Here is an 18847-nt window from a genome sequence, read left to right on the forward strand (position 1 = left end):
CGAAGGCTATGAGAAGAAACCTTTGCATTGATATCTTCTCATCGTGAACGAGATACGACGGCGGGAACTGTCGGATGCGGAGGCGTTGAAGGCGCTCGCGCATCCGCTGCGGCAGCGGCTGCTCACGCGGCTCCAGAATCGCGGGGCGGCGACCTCGGCCATCCTGGCGGCCGAGTTCGGCGAGGACCGCGGCGCCACCAGCTACCACCTGCGGCAGCTCGCGCGATACGGCTTCATCGAGCAGGACACGGCACGCTCGTCCGGCCTGCGCAAGTACTGGCGCTCGGTTCCGGAGGACCTGCGCCTGCCCGGCCGGGGGGTGGACGCCGAGGCGGAGGTCGCCGCGCGTGAGGTCGGCCGCCAATGGCGGCAACGCGCCGAGGCCGAGCTGGCGGCCTTCCGCGCCGACCAGGACGCCTATGGCGCGTTCGGCGAGGCCGCCCTGACCTCTCTGGGCGGCACCACGCTGACCGCCGGGGAACTGGCCGAATTCACCGAGGAGTACGTCGCCCTGCTCAATCGCTGGCGGCGCGATCCGGACGAGGCTCCCCCGGGAGCACGGCACATCACCGTCATCTTCCATGCCTTCCCCACCCCCGACCCGGAGGGAACTGCATGACCTCTCCCGCCGATCGCAGGCCGTCGCTCTGGCGCAACAGGGACTTCATGGCCCTGTGGGGCGGTCAGATCGTGTCCACCCTGGGCTCCCGGATCAGCGCGACGGCGGCGCCGCTGCTGGTGCTCGCCATGACAGGCTCCCCGGCGGACGCCGGGCTGGTCGGCGCCGCCGGAAGCGTGCCCTACCTGGTCGCGCACCTGCCGGCGGGAACGCTCGTGGACCGGTGGAACCGCCGCCGCATCATGCTGACAGCCCAGGTGACCGCGTGCGCCGCCATCGCGAGCATCGCGGTCGCCTTCTGGCTGGACGCGCTGACCATGACCCATCTGGCGATCGCCGTGTTCGTCCAGGGCACCTGTTTCGTGTTCTTCGGCGTCGCCGAGGAGGCCGCTCTCCCCAAGATCGTGCCGGCGCCGCTGCTGCCCGCCGCGATCGCGCAGAACGAGGCCAAGGGCCGGGGCGCCGCCCTGGCGGGGCCGCCGCTCGGGGGTCTGCTGTTCGGCATCGGCCACGCGCTGCCGTTCGTCGCCGACGCGATCTCCTACCTGGTCGCCTCGGTGGCCCTGCTGTTCGTCCGGCGCGACCTGCAGGACAGGAGGGCGGAGCCCCCCGGGTCACTGTGGCGGGACACCACCGAGGGTCTGCGCTGGCTGTGGCGGCACGCGTTGATACGCGCCGCCGTCGTGCTGGTCGCCGCGAGCAACCTGATCTTCGCCGGGCTCAGCCTGGTGCTGGTCGTCCTGGCGCGGGAGCAGGGCGCCTCGGCCGCCGAGATCGGCCTGATGCTGGGCATCTATGGCGGCGGCGGGCTGCTCGGCGCGTTCGCGGCCGGGTGGCTTCATCACCTGTTCACGCCCAAGGCCGTGGTGATCGGCGTCAACTGGGTCTGGGTGGCGCTGCTGCCCCTGCTCGCGGTGGCGCCGAACTGGTGGCTGCTGGGCGTCATCGGCGGGGCGACCGCGTTCGTCGGTCCGATGTGGAACGTGGTGATAGGAACCTTCCAGCTGACGCTGGTGCCCAACGAACTGCTGGGCCGGGTGGGCAGCGCGTCCATGACGGTGGGCTGGGGCGTGATACCGCTGGGCTCTCTGGGCGCCGGCTACCTGCTCGCCGAGGCCGGTCCCGTCGCCGCCGTTCTGGCGCTCTCCGCCGCCATGCTCGTCACGGCGGTCGCGGCGACCTTGAGCCCTTCGGTCAGATCCGCCCCGGCGGCGCCCGCCGCGAGCGGGGCCGATTCAACACCAGAACCGCTGACAAGCGATCGTTGACCGGCATTTGACAAAAAGTTACATTACGTCGGCAGATCGGGGGCCCGGTGCTCGAAGGGAGAACCGTCCTAATGATGCGACGAGTCCTGATTTCTACGGCGGCAGCCGTGCTCTTCGTCGTCTGGGGTGTCCCACCGGCCGCCTTCGCGGTGGACGCGACCCGCACGCCGGCGTCACCCTCCTACACGGTCACCCTGACGAGCAACGCCTCGGGCAGCACCTGGACCGGGCACGAGAGCGTCACCTTCACCAACCCCTCCGCGGACCCCCTGACCGAGGTGTACATCCGGCTGTGGGACAACTACCACGGCAGTTGCCCCTCCACCCCGATCACCGTGACCAACGTGACCGGGGGCACCGCGTCCCCGCTGTCCGTCGGCTGCACCGCGCTGAAGATCGCGCTGCCCGCGCCGCTCAACCAGAACCAGAGCGCCTCGGTCGGGTTCGACCTGAGCATCGTGGTGCCCGCGGGCGCCGACCGGTTCGGCCGCGACGGGTCGTACAACTTCATCGGCAACGCGCTGCCTGTGCTCGCGGTCCGCGACGGCGGCGGCTGGCACCTCGACCCGTACACGAACAACGGCGAGTCGTTCTACGGGCTGATCAGCGACTACTCGGTCACGCTCGACCACCCGACCTCGCTGCTCGTGCCGGCCACCGGCACCTCCGTCGACACGCCGGGGACGTCGGGCCGTACGGTCACGACGGCCACCGCCAAGAAGGTGCGCGAGTTCGCCTGGGCGGCCGGGCCGTTCGTCAAGACGACCAGCACGACGACCACGGGCGTGGTGGTGAACGTCTACCGGGTGAGCTCGATCAGTTCCACCAACGCCACTTCGATGATGACCACCGCGAAGAACGCTCTCGTCGCCCACGCCGGGCGGTTCGGGGCCTACCCGTACGGCGAGGCGGACGTGGTGCTGGACAACAACTTCTGGTTCGGCGGCATGGAGTATCCCGGCTTCGTGCTCGACATCGTCAGCTCCACGGCTCTGGCGCACGAGCTGGCCCACCAGTGGTGGTACGGCATCGTCGGAGACGACGAGTACAACAGCCCGTGGCTCGACGAGTCGTTCACCGACTACGCGACCGACCTCTACAACGGCATCTCGGGCACCAGCTGCTGGAACAGCGTCTCCTGGCAGTCGTCGGCCGAGAAGATCAGCAACTCGATGGCCTACTGGGACGCCCATTCGAGCCGGTACGGAACCGTGGTGTACACCTACGGCAAGTGCGCGCTGCACGACCTGCGGCGCGCGATCGGCACCACGGCGATGGAGAACCTTCTCAAGAACTACGCCGCCTCCCACTGGTACGGCGTCTCGACCACCGCGGAGTTCAAGGCCGCCGCCCAGGCCGCGACCTCGGTGGACCTGTCGTCGTTCTGGACCACCCACCGCATCGACGGCTGAGTGCCGCTGTCAGGTGAGTCCGGCCAGGCCGGACTCACCTGACGCTCAGCCTGATCGGCCTCAGAGAAGGGCCTCCCACCAGCCGTCGACGGCGGGCGAGGCGTCGACGTCGACGTGCTCGCCCGGCCGGGGGATCACGATGCGCGCGCCGCGCGCCTTCGCCTCACGCCACAGCCGGTCGACCGGCTCGGCCCACGGATGCAGGGACAGCGTGAACGTGGCCCAGTGCACCGGCAGCATCAGCTCGCCGCCGAGGTCGATGTGGGCGTTGACCGCCTCCTCCGGATCCATGTGGATGTCGGGCCAGGCCGGGCTGTACGCGCCGATCGGCATCAGCGTCAGGTCGAACGGCCCGTGGTCCGCGCCGATGCGGGCATAGCCCTCGAAGTAGCCGGAGTCTCCGGCGTAGAAGACCCGGCGGCGGGCGCCCGCGACCACCCAGGAGCCCCACAGCGTCTCGTTGCGCGAAAGCGTGCGCCCCGAGAAGTGGCGTGCCGCGGTCGCGGTGAACCGCAGCCCGGCGACCTGGGCGTCCTCTTCCCAGTCGAGCTCGACGATGCGTTCCCTCGGCACTCCCCACTTCGAAAGGTGCGCGCCGATGCCCAGCGGCACGAGGAACGGCGCCGACTGGATGCGGGTGAGCGCACGCACCGTCGCCAGGTCGAGGTGGTCGTAGTGGTCGTGCGAGATCGCGATCGCGTCCACCGCCGGCAGCGCGCCGAGGGCGATCGGGACCGGGTGCAACCGTTTGGGCCCCACCAGCTGCGAAGGCGAGACGCGCCTGCTCCACACCGGGTCGAACAGCACACGCCGTCCCTCGATCTCGACGAGCGTCGACGCGTGACCGAACCACACCACGCCGACCCCGTCCGGCGAGGGGACCGCGTGCGACGGCGCGCCCAGCGGCACAGGGCCGGACGGACGGCGCTTGTCGCGCCCGGTGAGCAGTTCCCGGGCGAAGTCGGGAGGAGGTCCCGACGGCACGCCCGTCTCACCCGGCATGGGGTTGTGGAAGGCGCCGTCCTTGAACTGGGGCGACCGCCGCATGCGGGCGGCCCGCTCCTCCCCCGACCTCAGCGGACGCGCACCCAGCTCAGCAGGGATGTCGTGCAACGCCCATCCCGCCCCCACGGCGACGCCTCCGGTGAGAACCCTCTTCAGCGTTCGGCTTCCTGCCATCCGCGCACACCCCCAGATCGGCTTCTATCCTGCCGAACCGTTCGCGATGCCGCCGATGTTCCCGTTCCGCGTATTTCTCTTCACCGGGAGAGCATCGCCGGTTCTCCGCGAAGCGCTCGCCGGCCGGCGGCGCGGACGTGGCCGGGACCGGAGTACGGCTCAGGGCATGGGTTCGGCCCCGGCCACGCCAGGCCGGGGCCGAACAGGAGAAGTGGTCAGGGAAGCTCGAAGTTCGGCGTGAGAGCGGCGCCGCGGTTCGGGTGGTAGAGGTCGTAACCGCGCGGGTCACACTGGAGTCCACCGTTGATGCAGTGGGTGACCAGGGCGTTGAGGATGGCCATGTTGTCCCACGCGTTGAAGAAGTCGTAGTGCCACGAGTAGCCCCGGCCGCTGGCCAGCCGCGCCTGCGACAGGTCACCGCTCGCGGGGAAGGCGATCTTGAACTCGAGCATCGGCACCGGCACCGGGTGGGTGGCCGGGCAGTAGCCGTTGACGGGGTACGCCATGTGGCTCTTGTGGTCGGCGCTGTCGAGGTCGACCCCGTTCCAGCAGCTCGGCGCCTGGTAGCGGACGTTCACCTGGCTGCCGGCCGGGCAGGACGTGGGGATGTCCCAGACCTTGGAGATGTCACCGCACTCGAAACCCTCGACCGCGCCGGGCGAGGTGCGGAACTGGTCCAGCGTGGCGCTCGGGCTTCCGGCGACGTAGCGCAGACCCTGCGGGAAGTTCTGCACCCTCCAGTACTCCAGGATGCCGGACTTGTAGTAGATGACCTGCGGGCCGGTCGGCTGGATCAGCGTGTTGCCGTTGTAGAAGCTCGGGAACCAGTAGGCCGACTTGTCGTGCGGGTTGGTACACGACGTGCCGCCCGCCAGGAGCGACGCCAGGTTGCTGTTCGCGTTGGTCGTCGTGTTGCCGACGAAGGTGTGCATGTGCGAGGCGCCGGGCAGGCCAGGGAAGACGATCGGGTCGTCGGGCCGGTTCTGGGTGAACGAGCAGTTGGCCTGGAACTCGTGGTGCGTCACCAGGTCGGTGAACGTCGGGCTGGGGACCGGCGTGGAGCCGCTGCCGCCCGTGCCGTAGACCTTGAACTCCCACAGGGAGTAGCCGTATCCGGTGCCGCGCGCGGTGCCGTACATCCGCACGTAGCGGCCGCTGCCGGAGACGTTCAGGGTCTGGTTGCCGCCGGTGCCGGTGGTGGTCGAGTAGATGTCGGTCCACGTCGTGCCGTTGGCGGAGGTCTGGATCTTGAACGCCTTGCCGTACGCGCCCTCCCAGTTCAGCACGACCTGGGAGACCGTCGCCGTGGCGCCGAGGTCGACCTGAAGCCATTGCGGGTCGCTGTACGCGCTGGCCCAGCGGGTGGTGCTGAGGCCGTCGACGGCGGCTCCGGCAGGGGTGCCTCCTGCCTCGACGGAGGACGCCGTCGCGGGCCTGCCCTGCGACAGCAGGTTGTCCGCGGCCATGGCGGGGGCGACGATCGCCAGGCCGACCGCGACGAGCGCGATCAGCGTGGCGGTGACCAGTCCCAGGCGGAACCGGCCTGGACTTCGAGACGGATGCACGGCCTCTCCTTCTGATGGGGGGTGTACTGCCGTTGGGAACGACAGGTGGGAGAGCGCTCTCCAACGAGATTGGCCGTCCATGTCAATGGTTGTCAAGACGCGCGGCTCCACCAATCTGAAACGTCCTGTTCACACCGCCGAAACGGGCTCCCCCGCGATCACTCGGCGGGCGGAGCGGACCGAATCCGGACCCGATTCCTCAGAGGGGGCGCCTTCCAGCCGTTATGCCCGGCCTGTGAGAACCTTCCGGCATCCGAGCAGCACTTTCCGAGCCGGCGAGGAAAGAGCCTTGACATCGCCGACCCCGCCAGGCACTCTCAAGATGGAGAGCGCTCTCCCAGCTTACGGCGGTGCCCCGGATGTGGCACGCGGCGGCCGAGTATCGGTCCGGCTCGCCGGGCAGCCGTGCGTCAGCTCACGCACGATGACGTCGTCCTCGGTGCCCTGAGGAGTTCAGATCCACCAGCGAGGCGTCAGGCAGGGGGCGCCTGGGCGGCTCGTACGTCCGACAGCCAGGCTCGGGGCGTGGACGAGCCGAACAGGTCGGTGCCGCTGACCAGCCAGTCGGCGCCTCCCGCCGCGGCGCGGCGGCCGATCTCGCGGGTCACGCCGCCGTCGAGCCCGAGCAGCCGGGGGGCTCCCGAGGCGGCCTGCCGCAGTGTCCGCACGGTGGCGAGGGCCGACTCCTCGAACGTCGAGCCGGCCTGCCCCGGGACGACCGACATGGTGAGAACGGCCAGCTCAGCCGAGGGCACGAACGTCGCAGGGGTGCCCGGCGACAGGGCCAGCGCCGGCCGGGACCCGCGTCGTTCGATGCGGTCGAGCGCCGCCCGCCACCCGTCGGCCTCGGCATGGACGACGACAAGCTCGCAGAAGCCGGTCCACGCGTCGAGGCGGGCGAGCGGGTCGGTGACCATGAGGTGGGCCTCGGCACGCATCCCGGTCTGCGAGGTCATCGCGGCGGCCGTCTCGACCGTGAACCCGCCCTCGCGGGCGAAGACGCCGTCGGTGGTGTCCCAGTGGAGCACCTCCAGCCCGGCGTCACGGAGCCGGTGCGCCTCACCTGCCTGCGCGGGGGCGGGGACCGACCACAGCGAGCCCGCGACGCGCACGCGCTCAGTCATCGGCGGGGTGGTCGAACGGCCGGCGCAGCACGACTTCGGCGAGGGCACGGTCGGTCACCAGGGAGGACAGCAGCCCGGAGCGGGCCACGGCCAGCACGGCCTCGGCCTTGTCGGCGCCGGCGGCGACGGCGACGACGCGGGGCACCCGCCTGAGCTCCTGGGCGCTGATGGACAGGCACCGCTCGGCGAAGTCGTCCCCGACGAGGCGTCCGTGGCGGTCGATGAGGATCCCGGCGACCTCGGCCTGCACGCCCCTGGTCGCGAGCTCCGCGCGGTCGGCATCGGACATGACCTCACGCAGCTGCGAGATCGGCGGGTTCCACGAGCCGACGGCGACCACGGCGACGGTCACGCGGGCGAACAGCCGCATGGCGGCGGCGACGTCGGTCTGCCGCCGGAGGGCCGCCGCGGTCGCCGCGTCCTCCACGACCAGCGGCGCGAAGATGGCGTGCGCCTTGCCGCCCGCGCTGAGCGAGGCCTTGCGTACGACCTCGACGGGCGACTCGGCGAGGTCGGAGCCGACGGCCCCGGTGAGCTGCACGACCGAGACGGGCGGCAGCGAGGTGAGGCCCTCGGTCATCGCGGTGAGGGTCCTGCCCCATGCCAGGCCGAGGACGTCACCGGCGTGGAGGGTCTCGGTGAGCAGGGTCGCGGCGGCGGACCCGACCTGGCTGCGCACCTGCGCGTCGGTTCCGAGGGTTTCCACGACGATCGCCTCACGGAGCCGCATATGCTCTCTGAGCTGGGCAGACATCACGTCATCGACATATCCGGCGTCCCTTAGAGTGATGGTCACAATACCGGTGCTCTTCGCCTGCTCAAGGAGCCGGGCGATCTTGAATCGCGAGAGCCCGAGCTCCTTGGCGATCTCCACCTTCGAGACGTCGTCGATGTAGAAGCGTCTCGCGACGGTCGCCATGAGCCTTCGTTCGGCGGGTGTCACCTTGGCAAGGGCGCTCATATGAGCGCTTGAATTGCTCATTCGTTACCTCACTGCGACCACGTGCGCCTTGTTAGCGGACTTTGACGGACCCTATAGTACACAAACGAGCGTCCATGGCGCTCATATGAGCGAAGCTCGGGAGGGGCAGTTGTGAGATCACGCCGTATGCCGGACGAGGTCGGGATCCTCGGAATCCTGATCCTGGTCGCCCTCGTCATGAGCCTGCTGTCCGGGAACTTCCGGACGGTCGACAACCTGCAGATCCTGCTACTCAACGGCGCGGTCATCGCCTTCCTCGCCCTGGGTCAGACCTTCGTGCTCCTGACAGGAGGCATCGACCTGTCCACAGGGTCGAACGTCGCCATGACGGGGATGCTGGCGGCGGTCGTCATGAAGTCGGGGGCCGGGTGGCCGATCGCCGCGCTGGTGGCCATTGTCGCAGGAATCGCTGTCGGGCTGTTCAACGGCGCGGTGATCCACTACCTGAAACTCCCGCCGTTCATCGTGACGTTCTCGACCTTCGGCATCGCGGCGAGCATCCCGCAGATCATGACGGGCGCGAAGTCGGTGTCGGTCGCCGACCCGATGTTCGCCGTCGTCGGGCGCGGCGCCCTGCTCGGCGTCCCCATGCCGGTCGTGCTGGTCATCGTCGCCGCCGGCGTCCTGACCTTCTTCCTGCGCAGGACCGCGACCGGGGTGCACATCTACGCCGTCGGCGGCAACACCGAGACCAGCCGCCTCGCCGGGATCGGGATCGGGCGCACCACCATGCTGGTCTACGCGGTCAGCGGCCTGTGCGCGGCGTTCGGCGGGCTCATCACCACCAGCCGGCTCATGGTCGGCTACCCCACCGCCGGCTCGGGCAACGAGCTGTTCTTCTCCATCGCGGCGGCCGTCGTCGGCGGCGTCAGCCTGTTCGGCGGCATCGGCTCCATCCCCGGCGCCTTCCTCGGCGCGGTGCTGATCGCGACCGTGTCCAACGGCATGAACGTCATCGGCGTCGACAGCTTCTGGCAGCCGCTCGTCATCGGCGTCATCATCCTGCTCGGCGTCAGCCTCGACACCTACCGCCGCAGGCTCTCACTCGCGGACTTCTCCCGGCTGTTCAGCCGTTCCGGCCCCCCGGGCCCGACAGCGCATGAGCAGCTCGAATCCCTCTCGCCGGGCGAAGGCGCTGTTTCCATCGAAAACCGGAGGTAGTTCCCCCATGCAGCGACGTATTTCCCTGGCCGCGGGCGCGGCGCTCGCCGCGCTGACCCTCGCCGGCTGTAGCACCGGGGTCGACACGGGCGCCCAGACCGGCGCCGCCAAGTCCGAGGGCGGAATCCCCCGGCCCGCGGCGTGCGACGCCGGCTCCAAGTACGTGGCGGTCGCGCTCCCCAACCTGACCAACCCCTACTACGTCGCCATGAAGAAGGGCTTCGAGACGGCGGGCCAGGCGGCGGGTTTCACGACCGAGGTCCAGATCGCCAACGACGACGACGCGGCCCAGCTCGCCCAGGTCCAGGCGATGCTCCAGAAGAAGCCGTGCGCGCTCGCGCTCAACCCCGTGAAGTCCGAGCCCGCCGCGGCGATCGTGAAGCTGGCCAACGACGCGGGCGTGCCCGTGTTCACCGTGAACGTCACCGTCGACGACGCCGCGCTCAAGGCGCAGGGCGGGAGCATCGTCCAATACCTCGGCGCCGACAACGCCGCGGGCGGCACGCAGGTGGCCGAGCAGGTGCTCAAGGACCTCGGCGCCGACGCCGACCTCAAGGTCGGCTTCATCACCGAGCCCGACGAGGGCCCGGTCGTCGCACGGGACAAGGGCTTCGAGGACGCCATCGCCGCCGACGCCAAGGCCAAGGTCGTGGCCAAGGTGGACGGAAACGTCAAGCCCGACGACAGCCTCGCCGCCACCACCGAGCTCCTCCAGGGCAACCCGGACGTGAACGTCCTGTTCACCAGCACCGGCCCCGCCTCCTATGGAGCGCTCCAGGCCATCCAGAGCGGCGGCAAGAAGGTCAAGGTCTACGGCTTCTGCGCGGCCGACGAGCCGCTGACCGACCAGTACCCCGCGTGCGTGGCCCAGGAGCCCGAGGACTACGGCAAGCGCGTGATCGAGCAGATCTCCGCCTGGCTGGGCGGCGCCGAGCCCGAGGCCCAGATCCTTCGCCCGCTCAAGCTCTACACCAAGGGCCAGACGCCCGCGCCGGGCGAGGTGGGCTGAGTGAACGGGCCGACGGCGACGGCCGCGCCGGGCGGGGCGGCGCCTCCCGGACGGGCGGAGGGTCTCCGCGCCCAGGGGATCGTCAAGCGGTACGCCGGTGTCCCCGTGCTCTCCGGCGTGACCGTCACCGTTCGGCCCGGCGAGGTCGTCGGGCTGGTCGGCCACAACGGCGCCGGCAAGTCCACCCTCCTCAGGACGCTCTCCGGGGCGATCAGGCCGGACGAGGGGACGATCAGTGTGAACGGGGACCGGATGCAGCTCACCGGCCCCGCGGTCGCGCTGAAGGCCGGGATCTCCACCGTCTACCAGGAGCTTTCGCTTCTGCCGAACCTCACGATCACCCAGAACGTGTTCCTCGGCCGGGAGCGGCGGCGCGGCGGGACCCTCGACGGCGAGGGCATGCGCAGGGCGGCCCGGGACCTGGTCGGCCGCTTCGGCCTGCGCGTCGACGTGGACCGTCCGCTGGGCCACTACCCGGTGGCCACCCGCCAGCTCCTTGAGATCGCGGTCGCCACCGAGCGCGACACCCGCTTCCTGCTCCTGGACGAGCCGACGACGAGCCTGGAGGGCGAGCAGGTCGACCGGCTGCTCGAACTGATCAGGTCCCTGGCCGGGGAGTCGGGACTCGGCGTGCTGCTGGTCGACCACAAGCTCGACGAGCTGTACGCGGTGGCCGACTCGGTCGTGGCCCTGGTCGACGGGGAGGTCAGGATCGCCGGGCCGGTCGAGGAGGTCGACCGCGCGGACGTCATCCGCGCGATCGCCGGTGAGGAGGCCGCCGTACACCTGGCCGAGGCCGGGCAGTACGACCAGCTCCCGGCGGACGAGCTGGGCGACCTGACTTCGGGGCGGACCCAGGGGCGGCGTACGGTCTCCCCGCCGCCGGACGGGGCCCGGCCGAGCCTCCGGGTGCGCGGCCTGCGGGCGCCCGGCCTCACCGGCGTCTCCCTCGACGCCTACCCCGGGCGGGTCCTCGGCGTCTACGGCCTGATCGGGTCCGGGCGCACGGAGTTCCTGCGCGCCCTGGTCGGGCTGGAAAGGATCGACGCCGGGCGACTGGAGCTGTTCGGCGACACCTACCGGCCGCGCAACCCCTCCCACGCGCGGCGGAACGGCGTCGTCTACCTCACCGAGGAGCGCAAGGTCGACGGGATCGTGCCCGGGCTCGACTCCGGCACGAACGTCGTCCTGCCCGTACTGCACGCGTTCTCCAGGTACGGCGTGCTGGACCGCCGCGCGATGGCCAGGAGCGCCACCCGGTTCATGGACCGGCTCCACGTGCGCGGCGACCGGGACGCCCCTGTCGTCAGCCTGTCCGGCGGCAACCAGCAGAAGGTCCTGCTGGCGCGCGCGCTGGCGCAGGAGCCTCGGCTGCTGCTCCTTGACGAGCCCACCAAGGGCGTGGACATCGGCGTGAAGGCCGAGATCCATCGCCTGCTCCGCCGCCTCGCCTCCGAGCAGGGCATGACCGTCGTGGTCGTGTCCAGCGAGGAGGAGGAGATCCTCGACGTGTCCGATGACGTCGTGACGTTCTCCCACGGGCGCTGCGACGGCGGCACCCAGCTCGCCTCCGAGCTCTCGCTGGTCAAACTCCGGCAGGTCGCGTGGGGGGCGGCATGATCCCCCGCCCCGGGCCCGCCCCCCAAGAAAGGCAACAGAGAACAGTGATGGCCGCCGCCGCGAATGATGTGCTGTCCGAGGGCCGCGAAGCCGTACGGCGGGAAGCGGGCGGCGTGCTGTCGGTCGCCGACCAGCTGGACGACAGCTTCGTGGAGGCCGCCCGCCTGCTCTACGACTGCGAGGGCAAGGTGTTCGTCACCGGGGCCGGGACCTCGGGGGCGGTGGCCCGGCGCATGGCCCACCTGCTGTCCGTCTGCGGCACCCCGGCGCTGTTCATCCAGGCCGCCGACGCGCTGCACGGCACGATGGGCGCCGTCACGGCGGGCGACATCCTGATCGCGATCTCCCGGGGCGGCGGCTCCATGGAGATCAACGACCTGACCACGCGCGTGCGGGAGCGCGGCGCGCGGGTTATCGCCCTGACGGCGGTCACCGACTCCGAGCTCGGGAACCGCGCGGATCTGGTGGTCAAGCTGGAGAGCCCGCCCGGTGTCGACCCGGGCGAGGTGATCGCCATGGGTTCGACCCTCGTCACCGCCGTGTGGGGCGACGCGCTCGCGTACGTGCTGATGAGGCTGCGCGGTTACGGATGGGAGCAGGTGCTGCACAGCCACCCTTCGGGGGCCGTGGGGCAGATCGGCGACGCCCCCGACCCGCTGCCCGCGCTGACCTTCGACGCCGGCGCCGGGGCGGCGGGCGTTCCGGGGGGCGCGCCGAGGGGCACGGTCTGACCATGCCCGTCGTCGCAGGCGTCGACAGCTCGACGCAGTCCTGCACCGTGGAACTCCGCGACGCCGACGGCGGCGCGCTGCTCGGCACCGGCCGCGCCCCGCATCCGGTGACGCACCCGCCGCTCAGCGAGCAGGATCCCGCGGCGTGGTGGCGCGCCCTGGCCGTCGCCCTCGACCATGCCTGCCGGGACGCGGGCGTACGGCCGCGCTCCATCGACGCCGTGAGCGTGACCGCCCAGTGCCACGGCCTGGTGGCCCTCGACGCCGGCGGCCGGGTCCTGCGGCCCGCCAAGCTGTGGAACGACACCACGTCCGCGCCGCAGGCGGCCCGCCTGGTGGCGCGCTACGGGGCACGCGACTGGGTGCGCTCGATCGGGCTGACCCCGACCGCCGCGCTCACCGTCACCAAGCTGGCGTGGCTGGCCGAGCACGAGCCCGGCAACCTGCGGCGCCTCGCCACCGTACTGGTGCCGCACGACTGGCTGACGTACCGGCTGACCGGCGAGCGCGTCACGGACCGGTCGGACGCCTCCGGGACCGGCTACTACGCGGCGTTCGAGAACCGGTGGCGCACCGACCTGCTCGCCGAGCTGGTGTCGCCGGACGTCGACTGGGACGCGGCCGTCCCCCGGGTGCTCGGCCCCGCCGAGCCCGCGGGCCGCGTGCTGCCGGAGGTCGCGGCCGAGCTCGGGCTGCGGCCCGGCGTGCCGGTCGGCCCTGGCGGCGGCGACCAGCATCTCGGCGCCGTCGGTCTTGGTCTCCGGACCGGCGACGTCGCCTACAGCCTCGGCACCTCCGGGGTGGTGCTGTCGGTGAGCGCCGGTCCCGTCTTCGACCCCACCGGCTGGGTGGACGGCGTCGCGGACGCGGCGGGGGGCTACCTGCCGCTGGTGTGCACGCTCAACTCCACCAAGGTCACCGACACCTTCGCCCGCCTGCTGGGGGTCGACGTCGGGGCGCTGGGCGACCTCGCGCTGGCCGCCGACCCCTCGCAGGCGCGGCCGACCCTGGTCGCCTACCTGGACGGGGAACGCAGCCCTGACCTGCCGGTCGCCCAGGGGGTGATGGCCGGGCTGACGACCGCCTCGACGCGTGAGGGCCTGGCGCTCAGCGTGTTCGAGGGCGTGATCTTCGGGCTGGTGCGCGGGCACCAGGCGATCGAGGCCGCCGGCGTGCCGACGCCGGGCGAGGTGGTCGCCGCGGGCGGGGGCGCGCGGTCCCTCGCCTACCGGCAGGTGCTCGCGGACGTGCTCGGCCGTCCGGTGATCACACGGGACGCGCCCGAGGCGAGCGCCCGGGGCGCGTGCGTCCAGGCGGCGGCGGTGCTGTCCGGTTCGGCCATCACGGACGTACGCGACGCGTGGTGCCCGCCTCCGGCGGCGACCGTCGACCCACGGCCGGGCGGCTCATCCGCGCTGATGGAGCGTTACCTGCACCTCGCCGAACACGTACGGGCCCACGACGCCTGACACCCCCACCGCCCCGGCCGTCCGACTCGCGCACCAGCCGTTCACCGCCCCTCGGACCCGCGCACCAGCCGTTCACCGATCCGTGCAAAGGAATGGACCCATGACCCTCTACGTCGACTCCGCGGAGCGCTCGGCCGTCGAGCCCCTGCTGGCCACCGGCCTGTTCGCCGGTGTCACCACCAATCCGGCGCTGCTCGCCCGCGCCGGGCTGACCCAGGCCGACCTTCCCGCCGTCTTCGCCTGGGCGACGGGCGCGGGTGCCGGGCACGTCTTCATGCAGACGCTGGGCACCACCGGCGGGGAGATCGTCACCGCGGGCAGGCGGATCCGCGGCCTCGGGCCGGAGGCGGTCGTGAAGATCCCCGCCACACGTGAGGGACTGAGCGCCGCGCGCGTCCTGTCGGACGAGGACGTCCCCGTACTGGTCACCGCCGTCCACCACGCCACCCAGGCGCTGCTCGCGGACGCCGCCGGCGCCCGCTTCATCGCCCCGTACGTCGGCCGCATGACCGACCAGGGCCGCGACGGCGTCGCCGAGACCATCCAGATGCACCGGATCCTGTCGGAAGGGCGCACACGGGAGCTGACCGGGCCGGGGACGCGGGAAGTGCCGGGGCCGGGGACCCTGACCGGGCCGGGGACGCGGGTGCTCGCGGCGAGCCTGCGCTCCCGGGAGGACGTCGCCGCGCTGGCCGCCGCGGGCGTGCCCGACTTCGCGCTGAGCGCCCCGCTGTGCGAGGCACTGCTGGCCGACGAGCCCACCGTCGCCGCCGCCGGCCAGTTCGAGGCCATCGCCGCAGGGCGGAACTGACCACCGGCCGACGTGACCGGGGGCATCCGGCCTCCGGCGAGGGCGTCGCCATAGCACAGGATGGCCGCGGGCTCGCCGATTCGGTTCGTCAAGAAGAGTCGAGTTCATTTCGTTACCTCCTGTTAATATTCGGACGGTGCCAGGCCAGGTGGTGGGTCCGCATTCCGGGTGGCGCGCATTCTTGGCCGCCGATTGGCGGATTGACGGATTGACGCCGAGGCGGCACCCCTATCAGCTATTCGGCGCCGTGCGGGTCACGGGTTTGGGGCAGGCCGAATTCGCGTATCCGCGCGCCGGACCCCACCTGGTGGTACGCCGCTCGCCGCCTCACCGCCGATGGTGCCCGGCGACCGGGTGGCCGAATTCCCACGGCCCTCACCGGGACCCTCGGACCACAACTTCTTTCATGTAATGACAGATTTGATAATTCACCTATACGATCGCCATTCGTGGTTGATGTCGATCATTCAGGCCTCCGGCTGGCCAACGACCTGTTCTTTGTTATGCATGACGACATAACCGGTCGAATGCGGCTGGCCCCCCGGCTGACCGGGCTCGCGCTGGCCGCCGCCCTCGTGGGTGAGCTCATGCTGACCGGACGGGTCACCGTGGGGCTGGCGGCGAGGCAGATACGGCTCGTCCCCGTCGACACGGCGCCGACCGGCGACGCCGTCACCCAGAGCGCCCTGGACCACATCGTCGCCGAGCCCTCGCACCGGTTCCGCACGTGGCTGCAGTTCCTCGCCCGTACGGCGTATGCCGACGTCGCGGCCCGGATGACCGCCGAAGGGCTGCTGCGCCCGGCGAGCGGACGCCTGACGCGGAGGCAGGCGCCGGTCGACCCGAACACCGCCGCGTGGCCCGTCGGGCGGCTCAACCTGGCGATCCAGAGGAGCCAGCCGCTAGACGCCCAGGACGGCGTCCTGCTCGGGCTGCTCACCGTGACCGGCGGCGGCCGGCTCGTCCTGTGGGACCAGAACCCCGCGTACCTGTCCCGGTCGAGGTCCGCCCTTCCCCTGCCCCTGCAGGAGCTGGTCACCCAGACCGAGGCCGCGATCGGCGACTCGGTGATCAGCCGCCGGTGAACCCGCCGCCCCGCGCGCCCGTCCGGACTGTCGCAGGCGCGCGCTAGGGTCCTGCGGTGAGGGACCGCAGATGATTCCGGGGAGCTTACGGTGACCGTGCTCGCGAAGCCCCGCGTGACGGAGGTCGAAGCCTCCGTCGAGCGACTGGTGTTCGTCCGCGATGATGAGTACACGGTCGCGCGCATGAGCGCCGAGGGGCTGAGCGGGTTCGTCGCCTCGGGCCGCGCGCTCGCCGGGGTGCAGCCGGGCGAGACGCTGCGGCTCGCCGGCGACTGGGACGAGCACCCGCGCCACGGCGGCCGCCTGGTGGTCACGCGGTGCGAGCGCGTGGTCCCCTCGACCGTGCGCGCCATCAGGCTGTACCTCGGGTCGGGCCTGATCCGCGGCATCGGGCCGAGGCTCGCCCACGCGATCGTCAGCCACTTCGGCCACGAGACGCTCACGGTCATCGACACCGAGCCTGAGCGCCTCACGGAGGTCGTCAACATCGGCGCCGCGCGGCAGGCGCAGATCGTCCAGGCGTGGGCGGAGCAGAGGGCGGTCGCCTCGCTGATGGTCGTCCTGCAGGGTTTCGGGATCAGCCCGCTGCTCGCGGCCAAGATCTACCAGGTGTACGGCGACGACGCGCACGACGTCCTCGTCTCCGACCCCTACCGGCTGATCGGCCAGGTCAGGGGCATCGCATTCCTCACCGCCGACCGCATCGCGCTGCGATCGGGAGTGCCCGAGAACAGCCCGCGGCGCGTCAAGGCGGCGATCCTCGACAGGCTGGAGACGGCGGCGGCCCGCGACGGGCACTGCTTCCTGCCGCTGCCCGTTCTCGTCGCCCAGGCGGCGAGCCTGGTCGAGCAGGCGGACGAGCTGATCCACCAGGCGGTCGACGCGCTGGTCGCCGAGCGCCGGGTGGTCACCGAGGCGTCGCCGGCCGGCCCCGGCCAGGTGGTGGTGTACTCCAAGGAGCAGCACAGCCACGAGGTCGCGCTGGCGACGCACCTGACCCGGCTGTGGCGGGCCCGCTCGACGCTGCGGCTGCGCGCGTTCGCGGAGGACGACGGACTCGACGAGGACCAGCGGGTGGCAGTCAATCTGGCTCTGACCAGCACCCTGTCCGTCATCACCGGCGGTCCCGGCTGCGGCAAGAGCCACACGCTGAAGGTGCTGGCGGCGACCGTGCGGGCGATGGGCGGCACGGTGACCCTCACCGCGCCGACGGGCAAGGCGGCCAAGCGCCTGTCGGAGCTCACCGGCCTGCCCGCGATGACCGTGCACCGGCTGCTCGCCCAGCAGCCCGAGCGCGAGGAGGGCACGCTGTTCCAGCAGTCCCCCGCCGAGGCCGACCTCATCGTGGTCGACGAGGCGTCGATGCTCGACTTGCGGCTCGCCACCCGGCTGGCGGCCGCGATCCCGGCGGGCAGCCATCTGCTGCTGGTCGGCGACAGCGACCAGCTCCCGAGCATCGGTCCCGGGAGCGTGCTGGCCGACCTGCTGCGCGTGGAGGAGGTCCCGCGCATCCGGCTGACCCGCGTCTTCCGGCAGGCCGAGGACAGCGGCATCGTCCGGGCCGCCCATCGGATCCGGGCGGGCGAGCTGCCCGCGCTGCCGGGCCGGGGCGGCTTCTGGTTCGAGGAGCTGGACGACCCCGACCGGGTGGCCGAGCGGGTGGTCCACCTGGCCACGGAGGCGATCCCCCGCAAGCAGAAGATCGGCGGCGACCAGGTCCAGGTGCTGTGCCCGATGCGCAAGGGCGCCACGGGCACCGCCGCGCTCGGCCGCCGGCTGCAGGAGCGGCTCAACCCCCCGCGCGAGGGCGCGGCCGAGCACTGGTCGGGCCCGTCGGTCTTCCGGGTGGGCGACCGCGTCATGCCGGTCCGCAACAACTACGACAAGGGGGTGTTCAACGGGGAGACCGCCACGGTCACGGCGGTGAGCCCCGAGGAGCGACTGGTCGAGATCCGCACCGACGACGGGGACAGCGTGGAGTACACCTTCGACGAGCTCGACGAGCTGACCCACGCCTACGCGATCAGCGTGCACCGCTCCCAGGGCAGCGAGTATCCCTTCGTGGTGGCGCCGATCGTGGCCGAGGCCGGAGGCGTCATGCTCCAGCGCAGGCTGCTGTACACGCTGGTCACCAGGGCGAGGTCCTGGGTGGTCCTCGTCGGCCAGCGCGAGGCGCTGGAGACCGCGGTGCGCCGGCTCGGCTTCCGCAGGAACACCGGCCTGGCCTCCCGTCTCGCCCTGGGCATGGCCGGCTGACGGGCGCCCGCCGCGCGGGTGCGGCATACGAGCATGGCCTGGTGGTCCTGGCCGCTCCCATGCCACGACACCCGGGGCCTGTCAGCGTGAGGGCGGTTCCGCGCTGATGCCCCTGGACGGCGTCCGGCCGAGCCAGAGAGATCCGATGACTTCGGCTCACTCGTCGGGCAGCCGATTGCGTCGTCTCACCTCTGGACCGATCCAGTCCAGGGCTATGAGCTGTGCGTTCTCTACGGGAGGACCAGGAGCCGTTTCCGGCGCATTACTCAAGTATTGCGTTCACATGTCAGATCCTGTCAGGATGCATGCAAGCGGTCCGATGTTAGCGGCGTGACATTCCCCGCTTCGTGTCTTCTGGTGGCGTTCTGTCGAAACGGAGCCCGATCCCGCAGGGAACGGGCCGTGGAGCTCTCCCTGGTGACGCGGCGCGTGCTCATCGCCGTCCGGCCTGCCCCGGCTTCGATCGCGATCGGCGACGGCCGCCGATCGAGCGTCCGGGCTCTGACCGGCACGACCTCCAGCGGGCGCGACGTGTACGAACAGTCGCTCTTACTCG

15 protein-coding genes are annotated in these 18847 nt (G+C 71.4%); 11 read left to right on the forward strand and 4 right to left on the reverse strand.

All coding sequences use genetic code 11. The annotated features are described in order from the left end of the window. Positions 1 to 43 precede the first annotated feature (43 nt). The 3 genes from ACGFIV_RS30035 (at position 44) to ACGFIV_RS30045 (ending at position 3299) form a co-directional block, all read left to right on the forward strand. Entirely contained in the window at positions 44 to 619 is a 576-nt protein-coding gene (locus tag ACGFIV_RS30035; protein WP_358560849.1) for a helix-turn-helix domain-containing protein, read from the forward strand. Further along, positions 616 to 1887: an MFS transporter gene (locus ACGFIV_RS30040; protein WP_392838314.1), complete on the forward strand. Its 1272-nt coding sequence runs from the start codon at positions 616 to 618 to the stop codon at positions 1885 to 1887. The genes ACGFIV_RS30035 and ACGFIV_RS30040 overlap by 4 nt, the downstream gene beginning before the upstream one ends. 71 nt (positions 1888 to 1958) lie before the next feature. Continuing rightward, complete coding sequence (locus ACGFIV_RS30045) at positions 1959 to 3299, forward strand: M1 family metallopeptidase (RefSeq protein WP_392838315.1); 1341 nt, start codon at positions 1959 to 1961, stop codon at positions 3297 to 3299. Between the two features lie 60 nt (positions 3300 to 3359). Here ACGFIV_RS30045 and ACGFIV_RS30050 read toward each other — a convergent pair whose 3' ends face one another. The 4 genes from ACGFIV_RS30050 to ACGFIV_RS30065 form a co-directional block, all read right to left on the reverse strand. Continuing rightward, complete coding sequence (locus ACGFIV_RS30050; protein WP_392838316.1) at positions 3360 to 4478, reverse strand: MBL fold metallo-hydrolase; 1119 nt, start codon at positions 4476 to 4478, stop codon at positions 3360 to 3362. Positions 4479 to 4693: 215 nt separating this feature from the next. After that, positions 4694 to 6043 carry a DUF1996 domain-containing protein gene (locus tag ACGFIV_RS30055; RefSeq protein ID WP_358558744.1) on the reverse strand — a complete coding sequence of 450 codons (1350 nt, stop codon included), beginning with the start codon at positions 6041 to 6043 and terminating at the stop codon, positions 4694 to 4696. Between the two features lie 473 nt (positions 6044 to 6516). Beyond that, complete coding sequence (locus tag ACGFIV_RS30060) at positions 6517 to 7167, reverse strand: hypothetical protein (RefSeq protein ID WP_358558746.1); 651 nt, start codon at positions 7165 to 7167, stop codon at positions 6517 to 6519. Continuing rightward, entirely contained in the window at positions 7160 to 8149 is a 990-nt protein-coding gene (locus ACGFIV_RS30065; RefSeq protein ID WP_358558748.1) for a sugar-binding domain-containing protein, read from the reverse strand. The genes ACGFIV_RS30060 and ACGFIV_RS30065 overlap by 8 nt, the downstream gene beginning before the upstream one ends. 111 nt (positions 8150 to 8260) lie before the next feature. Here ACGFIV_RS30065 and ACGFIV_RS30070 point away from each other — a divergent pair, with 111 nt between their 5' ends. From ACGFIV_RS30070 to ACGFIV_RS30105, 8 genes are all read left to right on the forward strand, one after another. Then, a complete protein-coding gene (locus ACGFIV_RS30070; RefSeq protein ID WP_358558750.1) occupies positions 8261 to 9310 on the forward strand; it encodes an ABC transporter permease in 1050 nt (349 codons plus the stop codon). A 7-nt stretch (positions 9311 to 9317) separates the two neighbouring features. After that, positions 9318 to 10319: a substrate-binding domain-containing protein gene (locus ACGFIV_RS30075; RefSeq protein WP_358558752.1), complete on the forward strand. Its 1002-nt coding sequence runs from the start codon at positions 9318 to 9320 to the stop codon at positions 10317 to 10319. Then, entirely contained in the window at positions 10320 to 11939 is a 1620-nt protein-coding gene (locus ACGFIV_RS30080; RefSeq protein WP_358558754.1) for a sugar ABC transporter ATP-binding protein, read from the forward strand. Between the two features lie 47 nt (positions 11940 to 11986). After that, positions 11987 to 12670 carry an SIS domain-containing protein gene (locus ACGFIV_RS30085; protein WP_358558756.1) on the forward strand — a complete coding sequence of 228 codons (684 nt, stop codon included), beginning with the start codon at positions 11987 to 11989 and terminating at the stop codon, positions 12668 to 12670. 2 nt (positions 12671 to 12672) lie between these two features. Beyond that, a complete protein-coding gene (xylB, locus tag ACGFIV_RS30090) occupies positions 12673 to 14139 on the forward strand; it encodes a xylulokinase (protein ID WP_392838318.1) in 1467 nt (488 codons plus the stop codon). Between the two features lie 100 nt (positions 14140 to 14239). Next, a complete protein-coding gene (locus tag ACGFIV_RS30095) occupies positions 14240 to 14950 on the forward strand; it encodes a transaldolase family protein (protein ID WP_358558758.1) in 711 nt (236 codons plus the stop codon). 449 nt (positions 14951 to 15399) lie between these two features. Then, entirely contained in the window at positions 15400 to 16035 is a 636-nt protein-coding gene (locus ACGFIV_RS30100; RefSeq protein ID WP_358558759.1) for a GPP34 family phosphoprotein, read from the forward strand. 90 nt (positions 16036 to 16125) lie between these two features. Further along, on the forward strand, positions 16126 to 18291 hold the full coding sequence (locus ACGFIV_RS30105; RefSeq protein ID WP_358558760.1) for an ATP-dependent RecD-like DNA helicase: 2166 nt from the start codon (positions 16126 to 16128) through the stop codon (positions 18289 to 18291). Positions 18292 to 18847: the final 556 nt, after the last annotated feature.

The organism is Sphaerisporangium sp. NPDC049003, assembly GCF_043197795.1.
Taxonomy (GTDB): Bacteria; Actinomycetota; Actinomycetes; order Streptosporangiales; family Streptosporangiaceae; genus Sphaerisporangium.